General features: G+C 50.6%; 16 protein-coding genes. 12 read left to right on the top strand and 4 right to left on the bottom strand.

The window, feature by feature from the left end; all coding sequences use genetic code 11:
• Window positions 1–5: 5 nt before the first annotated feature.
• Entirely contained in the window at window positions 6–944 is a 939-nt protein-coding gene (gene egtD, locus ACO0K3_RS17760; protein WP_422986909.1) for an L-histidine N(alpha)-methyltransferase, read from the bottom strand.
• 430 nt (window positions 945–1,374) lie between these two features.
• On the opposite strand from egtD, the gene ACO0K3_RS17755 reads away from it, so the two are divergent.
• Entirely contained in the window at window positions 1,375–1,887 is a 513-nt protein-coding gene (locus tag ACO0K3_RS17755; protein WP_422986907.1) for a DUF1269 domain-containing protein, read from the top strand.
• Window positions 1,888–1,904: 17 nt separating this feature from the next.
• On the opposite strand, the gene ACO0K3_RS17750 is transcribed toward ACO0K3_RS17755, so the two are convergent.
• Both ACO0K3_RS17750 and ACO0K3_RS17745 read right to left on the bottom strand, forming a co-directional pair.
• A complete protein-coding gene (locus ACO0K3_RS17750; RefSeq protein ID WP_422986906.1) occupies window positions 1,905–2,660 on the bottom strand; it encodes an alpha/beta fold hydrolase in 756 nt (251 codons plus the stop codon).
• Window positions 2,657–3,667, bottom strand: a complete 1,011-nt coding sequence (locus tag ACO0K3_RS17745; protein WP_422986904.1) for a M14 family zinc carboxypeptidase — start codon at window positions 3,665–3,667, stop codon at window positions 2,657–2,659. The genes ACO0K3_RS17750 and ACO0K3_RS17745 overlap by 4 nt, the downstream gene beginning before the upstream one ends.
• Window positions 3,668–3,854: 187 nt before the next feature.
• On the opposite strand from ACO0K3_RS17745, the gene ACO0K3_RS17740 reads away from it, so the two are divergent.
• From ACO0K3_RS17740 to ACO0K3_RS17700, 9 genes are all read left to right on the top strand, one after another.
• Window positions 3,855–4,601, top strand: a complete 747-nt coding sequence (locus ACO0K3_RS17740) for an ABC transporter ATP-binding protein (RefSeq protein ID WP_422986902.1) — start codon at window positions 3,855–3,857, stop codon at window positions 4,599–4,601.
• Window positions 4,601–6,169 (top strand): putative ABC transporter permease subunit, encoded by a 1,569-nt coding sequence (locus ACO0K3_RS17735; RefSeq protein WP_422986900.1) that lies wholly within the window; start codon window positions 4,601–4,603, stop codon window positions 6,167–6,169. Before ACO0K3_RS17740 ends, ACO0K3_RS17735 begins: the two co-directional genes overlap by 1 nt.
• Window positions 6,170–6,247: 78 nt before the next feature.
• Entirely contained in the window at window positions 6,248–7,495 is a 1,248-nt protein-coding gene (locus ACO0K3_RS17730; protein WP_422986898.1) for an efflux RND transporter periplasmic adaptor subunit, read from the top strand.
• Between the two features lie 11 nt (window positions 7,496–7,506).
• Complete coding sequence (locus ACO0K3_RS17725) at window positions 7,507–8,316, top strand: ABC transporter ATP-binding protein (RefSeq protein WP_422986896.1); 810 nt, start codon at window positions 7,507–7,509, stop codon at window positions 8,314–8,316.
• On the top strand, window positions 8,313–9,536 hold the full coding sequence (locus tag ACO0K3_RS17720) for an ABC transporter permease (RefSeq protein ID WP_422986894.1): 1,224 nt from the start codon (window positions 8,313–8,315) through the stop codon (window positions 9,534–9,536). The genes ACO0K3_RS17725 and ACO0K3_RS17720 overlap by 4 nt, the downstream gene beginning before the upstream one ends.
• A gap of 82 nt (window positions 9,537–9,618) precedes the next feature.
• A complete protein-coding gene (locus ACO0K3_RS17715) occupies window positions 9,619–9,990 on the top strand; it encodes a hypothetical protein (RefSeq protein ID WP_422986892.1) in 372 nt (123 codons plus the stop codon).
• Between the two features lie 112 nt (window positions 9,991–10,102).
• The gene (locus ACO0K3_RS17710; RefSeq protein ID WP_422986890.1) at window positions 10,103–11,497 is read left to right on the top strand and encodes a TolC family protein; all 1,395 of its coding nucleotides are present in this window, start codon (window positions 10,103–10,105) and stop codon (window positions 11,495–11,497) included.
• Between the two features lie 27 nt (window positions 11,498–11,524).
• On the top strand, window positions 11,525–12,922 hold the full coding sequence (locus ACO0K3_RS17705; protein WP_422986888.1) for a multicopper oxidase family protein: 1,398 nt from the start codon (window positions 11,525–11,527) through the stop codon (window positions 12,920–12,922).
• Between the two features lie 442 nt (window positions 12,923–13,364).
• Window positions 13,365–13,886, top strand: a complete 522-nt coding sequence (locus tag ACO0K3_RS17700; protein ID WP_422986886.1) for a hypothetical protein — start codon at window positions 13,365–13,367, stop codon at window positions 13,884–13,886.
• Between the two features lie 43 nt (window positions 13,887–13,929).
• Here the strand turns inward: ACO0K3_RS17700 and ACO0K3_RS17695 are convergent, their stop codons facing one another.
• Window positions 13,930–14,667: a hypothetical protein gene (locus tag ACO0K3_RS17695; protein WP_422986885.1), complete on the bottom strand. Its 738-nt coding sequence runs from the start codon at window positions 14,665–14,667 to the stop codon at window positions 13,930–13,932.
• A 130-nt stretch (window positions 14,668–14,797) separates the two neighbouring features.
• On the opposite strand from ACO0K3_RS17695, the gene ACO0K3_RS17690 reads away from it, so the two are divergent.
• Window positions 14,798–15,919, top strand: a complete 1,122-nt coding sequence (locus ACO0K3_RS17690; protein ID WP_422986883.1) for an SMP-30/gluconolactonase/LRE family protein — start codon at window positions 14,798–14,800, stop codon at window positions 15,917–15,919.
• A 227-nt stretch (window positions 15,920–16,146) separates the two neighbouring features.
• Window positions 16,147–16,365, top strand: coding sequence for a hypothetical protein (locus ACO0K3_RS17685; protein ID WP_422986881.1), 219 nt, complete (start codon window positions 16,147–16,149; stop codon window positions 16,363–16,365).
• Window positions 16,366–16,426: the final 61 nt, after the last annotated feature.

Raw genomic sequence — 16,426 nt, 5'->3', positions numbered from 1 at the left:
TCAAGTCAGAGCGCTTTAGCATAGACCACGGCGAACCATTCTGCAGCATCGGTCCAGTGGCGGGACTGGCCAAACCCTGCTGTATGAAGCAAACTCATGAAGGACTCCAGACTATATTTGTAGCTATTTTCGGTGTGAATACGCTCACCACGGATGAAGTGCCGGTGTTCACCAGGCCAGTGGATAGTCAGATCTTGCCGCGCTTCCAGATGCATTTCTATCCGCGATAGTTCCGCGTTGAAGAAGGCCCGGTGCTGCCATTGTTGAACATCAAAATCGGTACCTAGTTGCTGATTGATGTGTCGTAATACATTCAGGTTAAATGCGGCGGTCACGCCCAGCCCGTCATCATAGGCGGCATGCAATACAGCATGATCTTTGATCAGATCTATCCCGATCAGAATGCCGCCGTCTTCACCACATAAGGCGCGTAGTTGCTTGAGGAAGGCGAGTGCCATTTCCGGTTCAAAGTTACCGATGGACGAGCCAGGATAAAAGAACAGACGACGGTCGCTACGCACTTCGCCAGGCAAACGCCATTCTTGCGAAAAATCGATGCCTAGAGCGGTCATCTCTATATGCGGGAAGCGTTGCTGTAAGCGCCGTACGGCATCACGTAAATGATCCACTGAAATATCAATCGGCACATACTGATCCGGATGGAGTTGCGGAAACAGTCGTGCTGCTTTGGCGCAGTTACCCGCTCCCAGATCGATGAGCGTGCCGCCAGGCCCAATCGTATGTGCGATGTCACCCAAGTGCTCTGACATGATGCTGGCTTCGGTACGTGTCGGGTAATACTCCGGTAACACACAAATTGCTTCGAACAGGACTGAACCGACGGCATCATAAAAATATTTGGGGGAAGTATGTGCCCTGTCGGCCAGCAGCCCTGCGGCAAGTTCTTGCTGGATTGCCTTATTTTCGTGAACGATATCAGACATACACCACCTTTTATAAACCATCAGTAAGACCACTATGTGAGGCGCACTTGGAATGTTCAGTCGCCAGTAGAGCGGGCAACGAAGCAGGCAGCAAACCGGATCACAAGCTGGCGACGAAGCAAGATTCCTGTACTTTACCTGTTGGATAGTAGCTTGAATCAATGACCAGTGTTTGACATCAAAAAAGAGTTTTTCTATTGCAGATCAGCATGCTTTTCTTAAAGAAAATCCGGAGCTCATTTTTTTTGCGTTTTTCTCAAAATTTACCAGAAATTTAGCCAGAATTTGCTATAACGAGATAAGAGGCTTTGCATCGATGTACTTTGCTTCTGACCACCGTTGTTGACAAACTTGCCGTGACTCTCCTGCCAATACCGGCGTACAACGCAAAACCTCCGGGATACTTTTTTTCCAAAAAATGGAGGCCATTATGAAACGCCGACTGTATTTCATGCTCCCCGATGTGCCGAGTGCCAGGGCGATGCTGGATGAGTTGTTGCTGGCGCGTATCGACGAACGTAGTTTACATTTTCATGCCAAAGAAGGCAGCTTGCCGCGTGATATGCCGGAGGCGAATTTTTTTCAGAAAACAGATCTAATCCACGGTGCAGAAGTCGGGATGCTGATTGGCGCATTTTCGGGTTTGCTGGCTGGCAGCATGATCCTGATTTTTCCTCCCGAGGGCATAGAGTTGCGTACGATTTCTCTGCTGGTGTCGATACTCGGCGGCGCAGTTTTTGGTTCTTGGGCATCGGGGATGGCGGCTGCGGCGATTCCGAATTCCCGCCTGAAACAATTCAGTGAGGATATTGAACGTGGCCAGGTGCTTTTGATGGTTGATGTACCTTATCACCGGGTTGCCCAGGTCGAGGATCTGATTGCGAAGCGTCATCCGGAAGTGCGCTTTGGCGGTGTTGAACCGCATATGCCGGTATTTCCCTGATGATCTTAAATGGTTCCTTAAGCGATGCGGTCAGCATCTACTTGCTGTATCACCCAGGTAGCGTCATCCAGCGGCAAATCGTGTCCGGCTGCCGGATGCAGGCGTAGTTCGCATTGCCATTTTTTTGCCAGATGGATCGAGCATTGAGGATTGACCAGATCATCTTGTTCACCCGCCAGCATGAGTAGTGCTACTGAGGGTTTTTGTGCAGGGGCGCGGTAACACAATGCGGCCCGTAATTGGCGCCAGATATTACCGACTGAAATCGGCGCGCTCTCTGCATATGCCTGCCACTGTTTTAAAATCGGCTCTGCTACGGTAGTGCTCTGTTTGCTGGTTGTACTGGTAACGCACAAGATCAGCTGCTCGCGTTTTGCCACACTACCAAATAACATGATGAAGAGTAGTGCTGGATAATTCTTGGGTCTTAAACGGTGATAAAACGGATTGTGCGGAGCGAGGCTGGTGTTGATCAGCACGACCCGGCTGAGCTCTTCGGGATGGGCATCTGCCCATGCGACGGCGACCATGGCCCCCAGTGATACGGATAAGAGCTGATAGGGTGGCGCGTAGTCCCGTTTTTTCAGCTCATGACGGCAGAATTCTGCCATTTCTTGCACACTGCTGGCGCTTGTTTCCCGGTACAGCACACCGTTCCCCGGAAAGTCTAAGGTGACGATATCCTCGTCCGGATGCGCAGCTTGGAATTGCGTTGCAAATTCACCCCAGTGACGCGATTCACGCATCAGCCCGCGCAGCAGTACCCAGGTCATGGCCGATACCAGCGGGCGACGGCACGTTCTTGCAGGCGCAGACGGCTTGGCCCCTGTGCCAGCCACTGCTGATGCCCGCAGGTCGCGCGCATTAAGAAATCCAGCCAGGAATTATGACGGCGCAATACCCGTTGCAAGCGATGTTCCGCAATCGGATTGAACATACCGTGACGTGAGAATAATTGACGTGGATTCTTTTTCACCCACAACCACGATCCCATCTCCAGTGTGAGTGGTAAAAAAGTATTGCCATGATGCTGCTGTGATTGCAGATACAGATAATCCCAGACATCACCATGCGTCTGATATTGCAGGCTTTGCGGTTCAAATAGGTAGTGATGATTCGGATGTGTTTGCTGAAATAATTCTTCCAGCGACAAAATATCCGCCAGATGCGGAATCGGATGAACATCATGTGCATGCGGAAACCAGATCCGGTCACGCAGCCCAAAACCCGAATGACAATCAATCGCCATGCTGAACGAGCGGCCCAGCAACTCTTTTTGTACAACCTGACATAGCGCCTGATTTTCGACTTCCATTCCGGCATCGGCGGCACCGCGATACCAGGGGAGATGCCGGCTGATCCGATGACCGCCCACCAAAAAGGGAACCTTACCTTCGGCATTGACCGGTGCATTGCGCATCAGGTCGACACCTTGCGGATTGCAGCGGGTAGACTGCCACATGCCGCCGGGATTAATCAGCGGCATAAATACCAGCCGCACATCTTGCAACAGGTGATGCAGGCTTTTATCCCACGTCAGCCGTGTCAATAATCCACGCAAAAAACTCAGCAGGACTTGCGTGCCGATTCTCTCAAGACCATGAATGCCACCAAAAAAACCGATCGCCGGCAACGCGGGATCAGGATTGCCCAGGCAGATCTGATAGACCGGAAAACGTTGATGAGCCGCACTGACTTCGCAGACCACTTCTGCTTCCAGATGGCCGCGACCTAATTCCAATATACGTTCCAGTTCCTGCAGTTCTGGTAAAGCGGCCATGGCGAGGTCGGGTGAGTAAAGAGACCCGCCCATGCTAGTAGAGTCACATCAAGAACGCAAGGCGAATACCTTGATCCGGATTTTCCAATCGAAAATCCGAGCCGATGAAAAATAAAACCGACAGACAACAAAAAATTCCCTTTTGGAAAATATAATAGATTCATTATTTCCAAAAAAGCAAATAAAAATGAACTTGACACCGACCACTCCGGCGCTAGAACTCAGCGGACTGAGCAAGCAATTTGGCCGTCCTGCGGTCGATCAACTGAATCTGCAAGTCCGGCGCGGCGAGCTGTATGCCTTGCTGGGGCCGAATGGCGCGGGTAAGACGACGACTTTGCGCATGGTGGCGGGTCTGCTGGCACCGGACTCGGGCAGCATCCGGATACTGGGTACCGATCTCGCCAGTGAGCCCCATGTGGCCAAGCAAAAGCTCGCCTACTTGCCTGACGATCCCATGCTGTACAACAAGCTCAAGCCATTTGAATATCTGGAGTTCGTCGCGGGTTTGTGGGGAATGCCTGCGCAAATTGCACAAACCAAAGCGCAGGAATTACTCGACTGGCTTGATCTCAGCAAACATGCGGATGAACTGACCGAAGGGTTCTCGCGTGGCATGAAACAAAAACTCGCACTGGCCGGTGCGCTGATTCATTCGCCGGAACTGATTATCCTCGATGAGCCATTGACCGGACTGGACGCTGCCGCTGCGCGCCAGGTCAAGGATTTATTGCTGCGGCATGTGCAGGCCGGTGGCACGGTCATCCTGACCACGCATATTCTCGACGTGGCAGAGCGTCTGGCCGAGCGAATAGGGATTATTCAAAACGGCAAATTAATCGCCGAGGGTACTCTCGACGAGCTGCGTAGCCAGACCAGTCACGGTGCGACGACACTGGAGGACGTTTTCCTGCAACTCACGGAGCCGACATAATGGCGGGCCTGCTCCAATTGAAAGAGGGAAGCGCCGCCTGGCTGCTGGCGCATGAAATACGTTTGTTTTTTTATGATATGGGGGAGAGCAAGTCTGGCAAAAGGCGCAAACGCGGTATGTCACTGATGAGCAAACTCCTCATCATTGCGATGTTTTTGCTGGTGCATACCGTCGTCTGGCTGGTGATGCGCAAAATGCCGGTACTCAGCACCGAACCGCCTGCGATGATCATGATGGGGGCGGGTGCCGCACTGTTTGTGATATTTACCTTCATGCTTTCCTTTGGTCTGAACCGTAGCGTACGGGCCTTGTTTGAGCGCGGCGATCTGGACTTGCTCTTGTCTTCGCCGCTGGCATCGGAGACGATTTTCACGGTCAGGCTGACTGGCATTGTGATTGGTGTGGCGATGTTGTTTTTACTGATTTTGACACCGATTGCCCATGTGGGCTTGATTCTGGGACAGCCACGCTATCTGGGCGTTTATCCGGTCATCGTGAGTATGGCTTTGATCGCCTCATCCTTATCCATGATGCTGACCTTAAGCCTGGTGCGATGGCTAGGCGTGCGCCGCACGCTGGTTGCGGCGCAGTTGCTGGGGGCGGCGACTGGTGCGTCAATTTTTCTGATCATCCAGTTGATGAATCATCTGGATATCGCCTGGCGTCAAAAAGTTTTTGCTCAGATTCAGCCACTACTGGAACCTGGTCGCTTGCTGAGTGAGCAGAGCGTGGTCTGGTTACCTGCACATGCTTTGTTCGGTTCACCTTGGGCTGTGCTGGTCATGGCGGGCTTCGGCTTTGCTTGTTTCAAGCTGACGACATACTTGACACATGATTTTTTTGTACGAGGTGTACAGCAGGCAGGCGGCGTCAGTGCGGCATCGGTCACGGCACACGCACGTAATGGCGGCAAGCGCAAAGGCGCTCAGCATCAGTTCAAGTCAGGATTATGGCGCACCGTCGTTGTAAAAGAATGGCGCATGATCCTGCGCGATCCGCAGTTGATTTCTCAAGTCTTGCTGCAATTACTGTACCTGATGCCGATGTTTTTTATCGCGTACAAAAACGGTACAGTCTTGCCCGCTACTGCGGCGATGGTGATTTTTATCGGCGCATCGTTAGCAGGATCGTTGATCTGGGTCATGGTCTCTGCGGAGGACGCACCGGATTTGCTTATGTCTGCACCCGGCAGTCAGCGGACTATCCGCAACGCCAAGGTCACCGCGGCAGTGATTCCTTTGCTGATACTGATTGCGCCATTTTTACTCTGGCTTGGAGTGCAGGCGCCACTGAACGGACTGATGTTAACAATCGCTGCGTTCGCTGCAATGACAAATATCGCCATGCTGAATTTATGGCTGGCCAAGCCTGGCTCCAGAGCACAATTCAATAAACGCGGACAAGGGAACTGGTTGGCAAGTGTGCTTGAAGCCTTCAGTGCGATGTCATGGGCTGCGACTGTTTATTTCAGCATGCAGTATGGCTGGATAGGGCTGATACCGCTTGTTGCGGTGCTATTGTTATTGGGCTTTGCATGGTTGATGCGGATTGAACGAAATAGTCAATAATTGGTCAAACAGTATTCTTCCGGCTATACCTGAGTTCCGATTTTCCACTGATTTTTTACCTTTTTGATTGATCTTGCGATGACATTCTTTACTAAAAAACGAGTTGCTTGGGCTGTTGGTATTGTGGTCTTGGCCGGCGCGGCTGGCAGCTACTACCAGAAAAATCAAAAATCAAACAAGGAAGACGAGCCTAAGTTTAAAACTGCCATCGTTGATAAGGGCAACATCACGCAAACGGTGACCGCTAGCGGCACTTTAAATCCGGTCGCGCTGATCAACGTCGGTTCGCAAGTCTCCGGCACGGTCGTTGAGTTGAATGCTGATTTTAACGACCGGGTCAAAAAAGGTCAGGTGTTGCTGAAACTCGATCCGACTATTTTTAATGCACAGATCAAGCAAAGTGAAGCAAGTCTGGCATCCGCAGAGTCGTCGAAACGCCTGGCAGTCGCGAATTTTGAGCGCAATCAGAAGCTGGTCACGCAAAACTATATTTCTGGCAGTGTGCTGGATCAGGCCAAGCGCGAAGTCGAAGTTGCCGACGCCAATATCAAACTCGCCAAAGCCCAGCTCGACCGGGTACAGGCAGATTACAACAACAGCGTGATTCGCTCGCCGATCGACGGCGTGATTATTAAACGGACGATTGACATGGGACAGACTGTTGCTGCGTCATTCCAGACGCCCAATCTGTTCCAGATCGCCCGTGATCTGACCAAGATGCAGATCGATACCAGTGTCTCTGAGGCCGATGTCGGCGCCTTGAAAGACGGTCAGCCTGCACGCTTTGTCGTCGACGCGTATCCTGATCGCGAATTTGAAGCCAGCTTGCGTCAGTTCCGTCTTGCGGCCAACGTGCAGCAGAACGTCGTCACCTACAATGTGGTGCTCGATGTTGATAATAAGGACGAGTTACTGAAGCCCGGGATGACGGCTCAGGTTCGCCTGGTCGTCGGCAATCGCCAGAATGTCTTACGTATTCCGACCGCCGCATTGCGCTTTAAATTGAGTGACGAAGAGATCGCCAAAGAAGAAAAAGCGAAAAAAGAGGCAGCAAAAAAATCCGGTACCGAGAATGCATCCGCGTCAGCCAGTGCCAATGCGGTCCCTTATCCCGAAGCCGATGATGATATTGCGTTCCGCAGTAAAAGCGAGATGACGCGTTCGTTTAAAATATTTGTTCTGGATGAGAAAAACAAGGCAAAACCTGTCGATATCAAGATTGGATTGTCTAATTTTCGTTATACCGAGGTACTGTCCGGCGATCTGAAACTCGGCGATAAAGTCGTCATCCGCGCACTAGACAATGCCAGCACCAGCGCTCGCTAATGGGCAGCACTATGACTGCCTCCAATGCACTCAATGCGTCCAGTGACATGCCAAAGACACTGATTGATATCCATCAGGTTACCAAGAGCTATTTTTCCGGCGGTATCGAAACCCAGGTTCTGCACGGCATCGATCTGCTGGTGCCTCGCGGCGACTTCCTCGCCGTCATGGGGCAATCCGGCTCTGGTAAATCGACGCTGATGAATATTCTGGGCTGTCTCGATCAGGCGACCGGCGGCACGTATCTGCTCAATGGCGTCGATACCTTGACGCTTTCACGCAGCCAGCTGGCGACGATACGCAACCGTACGATTGGTTTTGTATTTCAGAGTTTTAATCTGATCAAGCGCATGAGTGTCGCGGAGAATGTTGCCTTGCCCCTGATTTACGCCGGAGTTTCGCGTGATAAGGCTTATAAAAAAGCATTGGTTGAACTGGAGCGGGTGGGATTAAAAGACTTGGCGAAACGTTTGCCGAATCAGCTATCCGGCGGACAGCAACAACGGGTAGCGATTGCCCGTGCACTGGTTGGCGATCCGCCTTTGATCCTGGCAGACGAGCCGACCGGCAATCTGGATACCCAGACTAGTGTTGAGATCATGCGGTCTTTGCAGCAGTTAAATGCGGAGCGTGGTATCACGATTTTACTGGTCACCCATGAGCCTGATATCGCGACCTATAGCAAGCGCCTGGTGCGCTTAAAAGACGGTCATGTCTTATACGACGGCCCGTCTGCCGAGGGTTTGCAACAGCTGGTGCAAAGCCATGAAGCACACGCGCTGGCTAGCCTGCAACAAGGATTAAGCGGGGTACAGGTATGAATTTTCTTCAGGTATTTATTGAAGCATTCCGCTCAATGAATGCAAATCGCTTGCGCACGTCGCTGACCATGCTCGGCATTATTATTGGCATTACCTCTGTTGTCATGATGCTGGCGGTCGGTGAGAGCGCCAAGAAGTTCATTGCCAAAGAGCTTGAGGTACTGGGTAGTAATTTAATGATTATTTCTCCCGGGGCTAACCGGACACAAGGAGTACGGGCGCGTACTGGTACCGCGCCATCGTTGTCGGTAGAAGATGCACTGGCATTAAACGATTTGCAAAGCCTGAACGGTGCGGCACCGGCTTTACAGGGTTTTTTCCAGATTGCGGTTGGTAACGACAACACGAATAATGCTGTGCTTGGTATCACGCCTGAGATGTTCAAAGTCCGCAACTGGAAAGTCGATCAGGGAAATTATTTTAGCGAATCCGATATCCGGGGCGCCGCCCGTATGGTGATTATCGGCAAAAAACTCGCGGAACAATTTTTCTATAAAACCAACCCGATTGGTCAGTTTGTCCGCATCGATAATGTGCCGTTTCAGGTGGTCGGCGTCTTGCAAGGTGAGGGGCGCATGTTTGATGGCGGGGATCTCGGCGAGATGGTACTGGTACCGATTACTTCAGCGAGGGCAACACTGATGCGTAGTCCTTTTCCACGTAATGTGCACTATGTTGTGGTGCAGGGAAAAAGTGATAAAGGTATGAAAGATGCGGAAGATGACATCAAAGATATGCTGCGTGACCGCCATCGCATTCGCGCTGATCAGGTCGATGATTTTCGTATCGACAATTTGGCATCAATTGCCGAGACCGGCGCAAAAATCAGTGCAGGTTTAGCAGCGATGCTAGGAGCTATCGGCGCGATTTCATTGATTGTTGGCGGTATCGGCATCATGAACATCATGCTGGTATCGGTCACGGAACGTACCCGTGAAATCGGTATCCGCATGGCAATCGGTGCCAAGCCACGCGATGTGTTATTGCAGTTCCTGACCGAGGCGGTCGTAATCTGTTTAGTCGGCGGTGTAATCGGTATTCTGCTTGCGAGTGCAGGCGCGGCGGCGATTACATCGACCGGCAAACTCGATGTGGAAATTGGTGTCGGCGCAATGATCGTCGCATGCGGTTTTGCCAGTTTTGTCGGTATCTTTTTTGGATTTTACCCAGCAAGACGTGCGTCCAGATTATTGCCGGTGGATTGTCTGCGTTATGAATAAACAAAAATTCAGATTTGTGCCATGTCAACGAGTCTTCATGGGAACTGACCGGCGATGACGGTATTTGCGTTAAAATCTGGTTATGGCGAAATTACTCAAAACAGTTCTTGTGTGCTTGATGATGCTGGCGATTCCTTTTCAGAGCTTCGCCGCGACGTCTATGCTGTTGTGTAATAGCCGCCATCACCAGGCCAATCAGGCCAGCCGTGTCATTGCATCGTCGGGGCATCAACATCATGTGGAGGCCGGATCTACCCAAACACAGCATCAACATGCTCATACGGATCTGGGTAAGTGCAGTACCTGCGCCGATTGCTGCATCGCTGCGGTATTAATGCCAGCGCAGCGCTTGCTGAACGTAGAGCGCCAGCCTGCGAACTATCTTCCCACTGCGTTTCTTTCATATACGGGCTTTATTGCCGACCATCCTCATCCGCCGCCCCGGCTATCCTGACTGTTTATTGTGATCACAATCCGCTGAGATTTTTGTAGTCTCCGCGTCCTTCTACACAGTTTGATGTGAGGTTTTCATGTTTCCATTGTTCGCTTTCAGGCGAAAGTTGGTAATGTCCGTCGCTATCTCATTAGCGACGGTATTGCTTAGTGGTTGTGCGACGTTTTCTTCTGATGGTGGTTTTGAGTTTTTAGAAAAAAATGCCCGTACCCAACTCGATAAACAAGTGGTCTGGCACAAATCCGATGCTGATCAATCCAGAATCCAGCAATACACAGACGCCCTGTTACGGCAGGAGTTGTCGGTAGAAACGGCAGTGCAGGTCGCATTGCTGAACAATCCCGGTTTGCAAGCCAGTTTTGATGAGCTCGGTATTGCCGAAGCTGACTTGGTACAGGCGGGTCGTCTGGCAAATCCTGGTTTTAGTTTCTCAAGATTACATCGTGGTGATGAGATTGAAATTGATCGCGGCATTCATTTCAATCTGGTACGTCTGTTGACGATGCAGCAGACACGAAAAATTGAACAGCGGCGTTTTGACGCAACGAGAATGGCAATCCTGCAAGCGATATATTCGCTATCGTCAGAGACGCGAAAAGCTTATTTCAATTTGCTAACCACGACCGAAACCTTGAGCTATACCGGGCAGGTTAAAGATGCTGCACAGGCCGGTGCCGAGCTGGCACAGCGCATGCAAAAGGCCGGTAATTTTAGTCAGTTAAAGCAAGCAAGAGAGCAAAGCTTTTATGCCGACGCCGAATTGAACAGACAACGTGCTGCGCTGGCGCATAGCCGCGCCAGTGAAAATTTCTACCGGTTACTGGGCCTCGATATGACGAGAATAAGCCTAAAGTTGCCTGAACGCTTGCCAGAGCTACCTGCTGTGCTGGAAACACCGGCAGAGATGCAGCAGGCACTATCACAGAGGCTGGACGTACAGATGGCGCTTTCCAATACCGACGCACTTGCGCACAATTTGGGTTTAAATAAATTCACCCGATTTATCAATGTACTAGAAATCGGTGCCGTTAAAAGTAGCACAAGTCAGCAAAGCAATCAGACAGGTTACGAAATCAGTATCGAACTGCCTTTATTCGATTGGGGCACTGCCAGAGTGGCTAAAGCAGAGGCGCAATATATGCAGGCGATTCATCGCACTGCGGATATCGCTCTGGCGGCACGTGCGGAGTTACGTCAGTCATATCAGCAATATCAGTCCAGCTATGCCATTGCGAAACACTATCGCGATGAAGTTTTACCGTTGAAGAAGCGTATTTCAGACGAAAACCTGTTGCGTTATAACGGCATGTTGATCAGCGTCTTCGAGTTATTGGCGGATGCCCGTTCGCAGATCGCCAGTGTCAATGCCTCGATCGAGGCGTCGAGAGATTTCTGGTTTGCACAAGCGGATTGGCAGATGTCAAAGTTAGGGAAATCCAGCGGTAATTCTATGACCACAGGCCAGAACATCGGCAGCGAGTCCGGTGACAAGCCGGTCTCACATTAGTGATTAGCGAGCAGATAAGGAATAACTATGACTTCGAGAAGAGATTTTTTTAAAGTAGCGAGTGCAATTACTGCCGCTGCCAGCGCTACTGCTGTCAGTCGCGTAGCGATGGCTGCATTACCTGAAGCTGTCAGTCACCAGAGTGCGGAGTCGATGCCGCCTTTAATGCCGAAGAATGGCAGACCATACAATCCTGTGTTGACTCTGAACGGTTGGACTTTGCCATGGCGTATGAATCAAGGTGTTAAAGAATTTCACCTGGTGGCAGAGCCAGTTATACGCGAAATGACGCCGGGTTTTACGGCACATCTCTGGGGCTATAACGGACAGTCGCCGGGACCGACGATTGAAGTGGTCGAAGGTGATCGTGTCAGGATTTTTGTCACTAACAAATTACCGGAACACACCAGCGTCCACTGGCATGGCCAGCGGTTGCCAAACGGCATGGACGGTGTCAGCGGCTTAACGCAGCCCGCGATCCCTCCGGGCAAAACCTTTGTGTATGAATTTATCGCCCGTCGCCCGGGCACTTTTATGTATCACCCGCATGCGGATGAAATGGTACAAATGGCGATGGGAATGATGGGCTGCTGGATTACTCACCCTAAAGAAAAACATGCTTTGATTGATGCAGTGGATAGAGATTTCGTGTTTCTCTTGAATGCCTACGATATCGATCCCGGTAGTTACACACCGAAGGTGACGACCATGACGGAATTTAATCTCTGGACGTGGAATAGCCGGATTTTTCCGGGCATCGACCCGCTGGTCGTTCGTAAAAATGACAAGGTCCGAATCCGCGTTGGTAATCTCAGCATGACGAATCATCCGATCCATATTCATGGACACGAATTTCAGGTCACGGGTACTGACGGTGGCGCGATTCCAAAAACGGCGCGCTGGCCTGAAGTGACAACGGATATTGCAGTTGGACAGATGCGCCAGATAGAGTTTGTTGCCGATGAGGAGGGAGACTGGGCTTTTCATTGCCACAAATCGCATCACACCATGAACGCGATGGGCCACGATGTACCGAATATGATCGGTGTGCCGCATGCTGATCTCGCAGAAAAAATGACGAATCTGATACCCGGCTATATGACGATGGGATCTGAGGGCATGGCCGACATGGCGCAAATGCAGATGCCCTTGCCGCACAATACGGCACCTATGATGGGCGGGGAAGGGCCATTCGGTTCTTTGGGTATGGGGGGAATGTTCAGTGTGCTCAAAGTACGTAAAAACCAGTCAGTCGGTGATTACAAAGATCCGGGTTGGTATCAACAGCCAAAAGGATCGCAGGCATACGAGTGCACTAGCGCTGTAGATGAGCCTAAACGCGCAACGACCGCGGCGACGACGAGCAAAGACAAATCAGAACAGATTGAGGTGCAGATCAGAAAACCGCTTCACCATGAGCATTGAACCCGGATTTTTCACCAGACCCTATCACGTCGTATAAATCCAGATGGCATGCGGTTTGCGGAGAGATAGCAACATCGGGTTTGCTGACGCAAGGGATTGTCTTTGCCAGACAATCCGCCGCTCTGTAGCGGTAAAGGGCAACAGGTCTGCCCAGTCAGTTCGCCACATACCTCTTGCTGCTGTTCTTGTGAAAATCCGTTTGAATGTTGTTGAATTAGCTAAAACTCTGAATATGGCTTGCAAAGAGATTTAAATAGAGCAAAATGAGATCAAATCAGCAGTGTTACGCTGTAATCGAGCCTGCTCTGTTTATATTGAGGGAGCGAATGAAGCGATCACTAAGCGACCACCGAGCAACAACTGAACATATCCGGCGATTTTTATTACAATTTTGCCGGATATATTTTTTAATCTATGGTCCCACACCCGACAGGAGCCAGTGATGATGACCGTGCCCATCATTATCGATTTTGAAGCCTCAGGATTTGGTAAGGGCAGTTATCCTATTGAGGTCGGATTCTCTGGCCGGCATGGTGAGGGTTGGTGTACCTTGATTCGTCCGGAAGACGATTGGGATCATTGGGATACCGATGCGGCGAAAGTTCATCATATTCCCCGAGAGATCCTGATCGAACGCGGTCGTTCTGCCAGTTATGTCGCCGATCAGCTCAATTATTTTTTAAGTGGCTATACGGTCTACACCGATGGCTGGGCGCAGGATTATGTCTGGATGGCACGCTTGTTTGATGCCGCCGATAAAGTACCGAGATTCAAATTGGCAGATTTGCGCGAAATTATCTCGGATGAACAGCAGGCACTCTGGCATGCGACCAAAGACCGGGTTCAAGAAGAGCTGCATGTGGCGCGTCATCGGGCCAGCAGCGATGCGCGGGTCTTGCAATTAACCTGGCTGCGCACTTTTGAATCTAAACTCAGTGCCAGTAATGGTAGCCGCGCGCAATAAACGTCAGTTCCGACTAGACAGACAAAGCTAAGCTAAGCAGGTTCTAGCGCTTCACAGCCAGAAGCTTCGCCAACGACAGATTGATCTTCCGCATGGTTTCGGCAGAGACATCCTTGCTACATACAATATAGCGATTCAAGCCCGGTGGCATGCCTTTCAGATCAATTTGCAAGGTCTCACGCATGCTGTCCTCCTTGTCATGTAAGTATTCCCAGTCCTCACGGTCAATAAACATAAACGATGCCCGGTTTGCGCCGACCATGCGGGCCATGATCATTGGCGCCGCACTACTGCGTACCTGATTATTCTGGCTGGTCTTGATCAGGCTATCAATCGCCTCGCCGTAGGACACGCCCTCCACAACACCTAAGGTTAAACTGCTGTCAGATAGCAATGAGCCCAGCGTTTTATGCGCGGTCACTTGCGCTGCCGCTACCTGACTGACGAGCAAAGTGTGTGGCGGATCCGTATGAAACACATTGCTGAACTGTACCAATGCCTCACGCTCCGGAATCTTGTACCAGCCAAATGAACAGTAATTCTGCGTCCCGATCGTAAAATTATTCCAGATCCGCTTGGCGGGTTCTTCTGAAAAGCGCACGACAATTTTGGCATCGGCAAACACCTGCCTGGCACGATCCAGCAATATCCCTTTCTCAACACCATTTTCAATGTACTGATGCGGTGGCTTAATCCGCCAGGCGATAGTCAGCGACTCTGCGTTTGTGATGACAGGGATACTGATCAGCGCCGTCAATATCAGTGTGAAAAATTTTCGCATAGTTGAAGAACAAAAAAGTCGATTGAGAGCCAGTGATAGCAAAAGACGGCAAGAGTTATTGACAATACCTGCGTCTTACATGCCATCATAGCAATCTATATCTATCCATGTGGCAAATCAGGGGAGAGTTATGCTTAAAAAAATATTGATACGTAGTGCAATCGGCATCTTTATTGTGATCTTTCTTTTATTCGCCTATCTATTCTTTGCACCAGTACCGATACAACCCCTTGCCTGGCAGGCGCCATCTAATGCCGGATACACCGGTGCTCATGCGACTAACCGTGATCTCAGCGGTTTGCAAGTAGTCTCTCTCGGTAAAGAGTTCGGCCCAGAACATATTCTGCCTGGCCCGGATGGCAAAATTTATGCGGCGGTGGCATCCGGCGCGATCTTGCGCATGCAACCAGATGGCACACAGCTGGAGACATGGATCTCAATGGGTGACCGTGTACTGGGTTTCGCGTTTGATGCACAGGGCCGTATGATCGTTGCCATGCCATCACGCGGCTTACTTATGATTACTCAGGACAAAAAAGTCAGCGAACTGGTCACACAAGTGAAACAAATCCCGTTGCAATTTGTGGATGCCGTCGTTGTTGCTCGTAACGGCAAAATTTACTTCACCGATGCGACTCAGCGTTTTGGCGTCAATGCATTTGGCGGAGTACTGAACGCCAGCATGCTCGATTTTTTAGAACATTCTTGTACTGGACGTGTGCTGGAATATGATCCCGCCACTTCAGCCGCCCGCATCATCGCTGACGGCTTCTGCTTTTCTAACGGCATCGCCCTGAGCCAGGATGAGCAACATCTGTTCGTCAGTGAAACCGCCGGCTACCGCGTCTGGAAGCTCTCGATACAGGCGGATCAACTGCAACTCAAGGACAAGCCAGATCCGCAACGAGCGTCGGTACTGCTAGATAATTTGCCGGGCTTCCCTGACAACCTGATGCGCGGTACAGACGGAAAACTCTGGGTCGGCATCGTCAAGCCACGCAGCGTCGACTTTGACAAAATGTCGCCCAAGCCTTGGTTACGTTCACTGACCTTGCGCCTGCCACGTTCGATGTGGAAAGTGCCGCGGGATTATGGCCACGTCATTGCCTTCGATGAGACGGGCAAAGTCATCAGGGATATGCAAGATCCTGCGGGCGTCTATCCAGAAACATCCGGCGTCACCGAGACGGCAGATCGTCTGTATATCCAGAGCCTGCGCGCCAATAGCATAGGCTGGCTTGCCAAAAAATGAGGCAGATGCGCAACAGGATTGTCAGGCCGGAGCGCAATACTGTCGTCATATCAGACATGCTTTTCGTCCTTGCTGTCGAGCTAAATAACCGTATCAGAGGCAGGAGCATAGCTATTTAAGATGATACAAAGCAAAACTTGCCAAAAATACTTGGCTTGACTGCATCAAAAGGCTATAAAATTCCCTGTTGTAACAAATTCATCCCTCCACAACTGAAGCGAGTAATTATGTCTAAATTATTGGATTACCTGAATACTCTGGATAAAGATGCAGCGGCGCGTGAAGCGCACGTAAACGATCCGAAAGGCACAATGGATCAGTTTGGTTTGTCTGAAGAAGAACAGAATGTTTTTACATCTGGTGACAAAGCAAAATTGGCCCAGCATATTGGTATCAATGAAGATGATCTTCCTTCTATTCAAGTAACCGAAACTACTTATGAGTAAATATTTTTTCGATAGAAAGATTGTCGTATATTCAAAGTGAGGTTAATAATCTCTATTTTAT

The sequence above is a fragment of the Undibacterium sp. Rencai35W genome (genome assembly GCF_049340185.1).
Taxonomy (GTDB): domain Bacteria; phylum Pseudomonadota; class Gammaproteobacteria; order Burkholderiales; family Burkholderiaceae_D; genus Undibacterium.
The sequence above is the reverse complement of the archived record's forward strand: the minus strand, read 5'-3'. Positions and strand labels throughout refer to the sequence as shown.

Excerpts from the sequence above, each read along its gene's own strand:
- ACO0K3_RS17685 (WP_422986881.1), top strand. The coding sequence starts at position 16,147 with ATGTCTAAATTATTGGATTACCTGAATACTCTGGATAAAGATGCAGCG.
- ACO0K3_RS17695 (WP_422986885.1), bottom strand. The coding sequence starts at position 14,667 with ATGCGAAAATTTTTCACACTGATATTGACGGCGCTGATCAGTATCCCT.
- ACO0K3_RS17705 (WP_422986888.1), top strand. The coding sequence starts at position 11,525 with ATGACTTCGAGAAGAGATTTTTTTAAAGTAGCGAGTGCAATTACTGCC.
- ACO0K3_RS17740 (WP_422986902.1), top strand. The coding sequence starts at position 3,855 with ATGAACTTGACACCGACCACTCCGGCGCTAGAACTCAGCGGACTGAGC.
- ACO0K3_RS17750 (WP_422986906.1), bottom strand. The coding sequence starts at position 2,660 with ATGACCTGGGTACTGCTGCGCGGGCTGATGCGTGAATCGCGTCACTGG.
- ACO0K3_RS17745 (WP_422986904.1), bottom strand. The coding sequence starts at position 3,667 with ATGGCCGCTTTACCAGAACTGCAGGAACTGGAACGTATATTGGAATTA.
- ACO0K3_RS17715 (WP_422986892.1), top strand. The coding sequence starts at position 9,619 with ATGGCGAAATTACTCAAAACAGTTCTTGTGTGCTTGATGATGCTGGCG.
- ACO0K3_RS17755 (WP_422986907.1), top strand. The coding sequence starts at position 1,375 with ATGAAACGCCGACTGTATTTCATGCTCCCCGATGTGCCGAGTGCCAGG.
- ACO0K3_RS17730 (WP_422986898.1), top strand. The coding sequence starts at position 6,248 with ATGACATTCTTTACTAAAAAACGAGTTGCTTGGGCTGTTGGTATTGTG.
- ACO0K3_RS17700 (WP_422986886.1), top strand. The coding sequence starts at position 13,365 with ATGATGACCGTGCCCATCATTATCGATTTTGAAGCCTCAGGATTTGGT.
- ACO0K3_RS17720 (WP_422986894.1), top strand. The coding sequence starts at position 8,313 with ATGAATTTTCTTCAGGTATTTATTGAAGCATTCCGCTCAATGAATGCA.
- ACO0K3_RS17735 (WP_422986900.1), top strand. The coding sequence starts at position 4,601 with ATGGCGGGCCTGCTCCAATTGAAAGAGGGAAGCGCCGCCTGGCTGCTG.
- ACO0K3_RS17710 (WP_422986890.1), top strand. The coding sequence starts at position 10,103 with ATGTCCGTCGCTATCTCATTAGCGACGGTATTGCTTAGTGGTTGTGCG.
- ACO0K3_RS17725 (WP_422986896.1), top strand. The coding sequence starts at position 7,507 with ATGACTGCCTCCAATGCACTCAATGCGTCCAGTGACATGCCAAAGACA.
- ACO0K3_RS17690 (WP_422986883.1), top strand. The coding sequence starts at position 14,798 with ATGCTTAAAAAAATATTGATACGTAGTGCAATCGGCATCTTTATTGTG.
- egtD (WP_422986909.1), bottom strand. The coding sequence starts at position 944 with ATGTCTGATATCGTTCACGAAAATAAGGCAATCCAGCAAGAACTTGCC.